The following is a 5,314-nucleotide window of genomic DNA, read 5'->3' as shown; positions in this document are numbered from 1 at the left end:
CGCTCGAACACCCGCCGCCACGCACCCGGGCTGAGGAAGGGCAGCACGCCCTCCAGCACCAGGATCAACGCCAGCGCGGCCAGCAGGGTGTCCCACATGAAGCTCGGAGATCACTCGGCAGCGGCAGAGGCCGCGTGCTTCTTCGGCCGGGCCGGTGCCGCGCCCGACTCGCGGCCGGGGCCGCGCATCGCCTTGAAGAACTCGCCCGACGGGTCGATCACCATCACGTCGGACTTGCTGCGGAAGGTCGCGCGGTAGGCCTCGAGGCTGCGGTAGAACTGGGCGAACTGCGGATCGCGGCCGAACGACTCGGCATAGATCGCCGACGCCTTCGCATCGCCATCGCCCTGCACCTTCTGTGCATCGCGGTAGGCCTCGGCGACGATCACCTCGCGCTGGCGGTCGGCATCGGCGCGGATCTTCTCGCCTTCGGCCGCACCCGTCGAACGCAGCTCGTTGGCCACGCGCTTGCGCTCGGATTCCATGCGGCTGTAGACCGAGCTGGTCACGTTGGCCGAGAAGTCGACGCGCTTGATCCGCACGTCGATGATCTCGATGCCGAAGGCCTTCGCCTCGTCGGTCAGGCGCACCCGCACGCCCTGCATCACGCGGTCACGGTCGGTCGCGAGCATCGCCTGCACCGTGCGCTTGGTCACCTCTTCGTTGAAGGCGGCCTGCACGATCGGGCTCAGGCGGTTCTCGACATTGCGCATGTCGGTGCCGTTGTTGCGGATGAACTGCTTCGGATCGATCACGCGCCACTTGACCAGCCAGTCGATGACCAGGCTCTTCTTCTCGGCGGTGAAGATCGGGCGCGTCTCGGGGCTGTCGAGCGTCTGCACGCGGCGGTCTAGGAAGACGACGTTCTGCAGCGGCGGCGGCAGCTTGGCCTTCAGGCCCGGTTCGGAGATGACTTCCTTGATCTCGCCCAGCGCATAGATGACCGCGAACTGGCGCTGGTCGACGATGAACAGGACGGAGGACAGCAGCATCAGTGCCACCAGGGCACCGGCGACGAGCATGGCGAGTCGATTCATGGTGAGCTTTCTGCGGTTCTCTTCGCCGTGGGATCAGCGGCCGTCGCGGTCGCGGCTGCGCTGGCCTTCGCGCGAGCGGATGTCGACGCTGCCCGTGGTGCTGGCGGGGGCCTCGGTGGGCGTGGTCGCCGGCGCTGCCGTGGCGGGCACGGCACTGCCGACCTGCTGCATCAGCTTGTCGAGCGGCAGGTACAGCAGGTTGGAGTTCTCGCGGGTGTCGACCATCACCTTGCTGACGCTCGAATAGACCTGCCGCATCGTGTCGATGTACATGCGGTCGCGCGTGACGCCGGGCGCCTTCTGGTACTCGGTGAACACCTGGTTGAAGCGCTGCGCATCACCCTCGGCCGTCGCGACGACGCGGGCCTTGTAGGCCTCGGACTCCTCGCGCAGCCGCGCAGCCGTGCCTTGCGCCTTCGGGATCACGTCGTTCGCATAGGCCTGCGCCTCGTTCTTCGCGCGCTCGCGGTCGGCACCGGCGCGGAACGCGTCGTCGAACGCGGTCTGCACCTGCTCGGGCGCCTGCACGCTCTGCACGTTGACGTTGACGATCAGGATGCCGGTGCGCAACCGGTCGAGCTGGGTCTGGATCGACTTGACGAGGTCGATCGCGATCGCATCGCGTTGCTCGTACAGCACCGAGTCCATGTTCGCCTTGCCGACGATCTCGCGCACCGCCGATTCGGCCGCCTGCTCGACGACGATGTCATCGGGGTTGCGGTTCTCGTACAGGTAGGAGCGCGCATCCTTCAGCCGGTATTGCACGCTGAAGCGGATGTCGATGATGTTCTCGTCCTGCGTCAGCATCGACGAATCACGCAGCCCGGTGGCCTGCACCACGTTGCTGCGGCCGATCTCCTTGGTGCGCAGCTGCGTGACCGGCACCGTCTCGTGCGCCTGGAACGGGTACGGGAAGCGCCAGGTGAAGCCGGCGTCGACGGTGTGGCTGTACTTGCCGAACGAGGTGATGACCGCCTGCTGGCCTTCCTGCACGATGAAGAAGCCGYTGAAGGCCCAGATCAGCACGACGACGCCGGCGATCAGGCCGATGCCGATGCCGGCGCTGCGCATGTCGGGGCCGCCACTGCCGCCGTTGCCGCCACTGCCACCGCCTGAGCCGTTCGAGCGCGAGCCCTTGCCGCCGAACAGGCCGCTCAGCTTGCGGTTGAAATCGCGCCACAGTTCGTCGAGATCGGGCGGGCCGTCGCCACGGCCACCGCCGCTGTTCAGCACCGGGGCCTGGACGCCGGAGCGCGCCCCCCGCAGGCTGGCGAAGGCGGCGCCGCCCAGACCGGACAGCAAGGCCTTGGCTGCATGGGCCACGTCACGAACCTGCGAGGCGGGGCCGGCGGCAGGCAGAACTGGGTTGGAGCTCATGGTCATGTGGGTGTGCAGAGGATTCGGGCTCACGCTGCGGCGTCGGGCAGCTCGGACGGACCCGAGGGGAACGCCAATGGCGGAGTTGAGGATGAATGCATGGCGTTCAAGTCGTCCTGCAGCGTGCCGGCCACCGCGGCCGACAGGATGCGGCGCAGTTCCGGCAGGCCGCGGCCGTCGAGCGCGCTGACGAAGACGCGTGGGACCCGCACGCCGCCCTCAAGTTCCAGCACATCGGCATGATGGCGCGGATGCTGCGCGAATTCGAGCTTGTCGAGCTTGTTGTAGACCAGCACCTGCTGGATCTCGGCCGCGCCGATGTCGCCCAGCACGCGTTGCACCTCGGCCATCTGCTCGGCCAGCACCGGGCTCGCGGCATCGACCACGTGCAGCAGCAGGTCGGCGTCGGCTGCCTCCTGCAGCGTCGCCTCGAAGGCCTCGACCAGCTTGTGCGGCAGGTCGCGGATGAAACCGACGGTGTCCGAGAGCGCGGCCGAGCGGCTGATGTCTTCGAGGTAGAGCTGGCGCGTGGTGGTGTCGAGCGTCGCGAACAGCTGGTCGGCGGAATAGCTCTTCGCCTTCACGAGCGCATTGAAGAGCGTCGACTTGCCGGCGTTCGTGTAGCCCACCAGCGAGATGCGGAAGGTGCCGCTGCGCTCGCGTGAGCGGCGTTGCGTGTTGCGCTGCTTCTTCACGCGCACCAGCCGCTCCTTCACGGACTTGATGCGCTCGCCGATCATGCGGCGGTCGAGTTCGATCTGCGCCTCGCCGGGGCCGCCGCGGTTGCCGATGCCGCCGCGCTGGCGCTCCAGGTGACTCCAGCGGCGCACCAGGCGTGTCGACAGGTACTGCAGCCGCGCGAGTTCGACCTGCAGCTTGCCCTCGTGGCTCTGCGCCCGGGCGGCGAAGATCTCGAGGATCAGCATCGTGCGGTCGGCGACGGCCACGCCCAGGTGGCGTTCGAGGTTGCGCTGCTGCGCCGGCGACAAGGCCTGGTCGAACAGCACTGCCTCGGCCTGGTGGCCGAGCACCAGGGCCTTGATCTCGTCGGCCTTGCCGGAACCGACGAACAGCGCCGGGTCGGGCGACTTGCGCCGCGCCGTGACGCGTGCGACCGGCAGGTCGCCGGCCGATTCCGCCAGCAGCGCGAGTTCGTCGAGGCTCGCATCGAAATGGGAGCCACCGCCGAAATCGACACCCACCAGGATGGCGCGCGGCAACGCGGCTTGCGCCGCGGCGTTGGAAGCAGCAGCGGTCATGCGGGACGCCACCTCGGAAGTTGGTGGCGCACCCACCCGAGCGGCCTCAGCGGTCTCAGGTCTGCTCCGGCGCCTCGGCGGCGTGGAAATTCACCGCGCGGCCGGGCACGACGGTCGAGATCGCGTGCTTGTAGACCATTTGCGTCACGGTGTTGCGCAGCAGGACGACGTACTGATCGAAGGATTCGATGTGGCCCTGCAGTTTGATGCCGTTCACGAGGTAGATCGACACCGGAACATGCTCTTTGCGAAGCAGGTTCAGAAACGGGTCTTGTAGAAGCTGCCCTTTATTGCTCACGATATGCTCCGTGATGGAAAGTGATGGAGGTCGTCACGTTAACACAGCGCCGCGCTGCATCGCAGCATGGCGGGCCAAATGAAGCAATCTTTGTCGGTCACTCTTTGTCCGCAAACGGGTTGCTCGACGAGCGCATCTCGATGCGCAGCGGGGTGCCGACCAGCTTGAAGTGCGACCGGAAGCGCCCTTCGAGGAAGCGCTTGTACACGTCGGTCACGTGCTCGAGCGAGTTGCCGTGGATCACGATCACCGGCGGGTTCATGCCGCCCTGGTGGGCGTAGCGCAGCTTCGGGCGGAAGGCACCGGCGCGCTTGGGCGTCTGGAACTCCACCGCCTCGTGCAGCAGCCGCGTCAGCACCGGCGTCGTCATCTTGCGGGTGGCCGACGCATGCGCATCGGCGATGCCCTGCCACACCGGCCCGAGCCCCTGCCGCTTGATGGCCGAGATGCGCAGCACCGGCGCGAACTTCAGGAAGGCGAGACGCTGCTCGATCGAGCGCTCGAGCGTCTGCTTCTGGTAGTCGTCGATGGCATCCCACTTGTTGACGGCCAGCACCACCGCACGGCCGCTCTCGAGGATGTAGCCGGCGATGTGCGCGTCCTGGTCGGTCACGCCCTGGGTCGCGTCGAGCAGCAGCAGCACGACGTTCGCATCGGCGATGGCCTGCAGCGTCTTGACGACCGAGAACTTCTCGATCGCCTCGAACACCTTGCCCTTGCGGCGCAGCCCGGCGGTGTCGATCAGCTCGAACTTCTGCCCATGGCGCTCGAACGGCACGGTGATCGCGTCGCGCGTCGTGCCCGGCTGGTCGAACGCCACCAGGCGCTCCTCGCCGAGCCAGGTGTTGATCAGCGTCGACTTGCCGACGTTCGGCCGGCCGGCGACGGCCAGGCGGATCGGCGCGCCCTCTTCCGGCTCCTCGGGTTCTTCGTCGAACGGGAAGTCTTCGAGTGCAGCCTCGGTCAGGCTGCGGATGCCCTGGCCGTGCGCCGACGAGATCGGGTGCGGCTCGCCCATGCCGAGCTCGTAGAACTCGCCCAGCAGCGGCGAGTCGACCATGCCCTCGGCCTTGTTGACGGCCAGCAGCACCTTCTTGTTGACCGAGCGCAGGTAGCGGGCGATGTCGTGGTCGTGCGCCGACACGCCGGCGCGCACGTCGACGACGAAGATCACCGCATCGGCCTCGGCGACGGCCTGGCGCGTCTGCTTGGCCATCTCCTTGACGATGCCTGTGGTGCTGTCGGGCTCGAAGCCGCCGGTGTCGACGACGATGAACTCGCGGTCGCCCAGGCGGCCGTCGCCGTAGTGGCGGTCGCGCGTGAGGCCGGCGAAGTCCGCGACG

Annotated in this window: 6 protein-coding genes; all 6 read right to left on the bottom strand. The window is 67.7% G+C overall.

Annotated features, from left to right (window positions below; genetic code table 11):
• The coding region (locus tag AC1D01_RS19530; RefSeq protein ID WP_477869178.1) for a DUF2065 family protein at window positions 1-98 on the bottom strand (98 nt) is incomplete at its 3' end.
• Window positions 99-110: 12 nt separating this feature from the next.
• Window positions 111-1,037: a protease modulator HflC gene (gene hflC, locus AC1D01_RS19525; protein ID WP_477869176.1), complete on the bottom strand. Its 927-nt coding sequence runs from the start codon at window positions 1,035-1,037 to the stop codon at window positions 111-113.
• Window positions 1,038-1,070: 33 nt separating this feature from the next.
• On the bottom strand, window positions 1,071-2,420 hold the full coding sequence (gene hflK, locus AC1D01_RS19520) for an FtsH protease activity modulator HflK (protein WP_477869174.1): 1,350 nt from the start codon (window positions 2,418-2,420) through the stop codon (window positions 1,071-1,073).
• Window positions 2,421-2,443: 23 nt separating this feature from the next.
• On the bottom strand, window positions 2,444-3,673 hold the full coding sequence (gene hflX, locus AC1D01_RS19515; protein WP_477869172.1) for a GTPase HflX: 1,230 nt from the start codon (window positions 3,671-3,673) through the stop codon (window positions 2,444-2,446).
• A gap of 55 nt (window positions 3,674-3,728) precedes the next feature.
• Window positions 3,729-3,971, bottom strand: coding sequence for an RNA chaperone Hfq (gene hfq, locus AC1D01_RS19510; protein WP_047502530.1), 243 nt, complete (start codon window positions 3,969-3,971; stop codon window positions 3,729-3,731).
• A 97-nt stretch (window positions 3,972-4,068) separates the two neighbouring features.
• A partial coding sequence (der, locus tag AC1D01_RS19505; protein WP_477869170.1) for a ribosome biogenesis GTPase Der occupies window positions 4,069-5,314 on the bottom strand: 1,246 nt, incomplete at its 5' end.

This window comes from Rhizobacter sp. P3_B12 (assembly GCF_056402895.1).
Note: the sequence above shows the minus strand (reverse complement) of the source record. Positions and strands in the feature narration are given on the sequence as shown.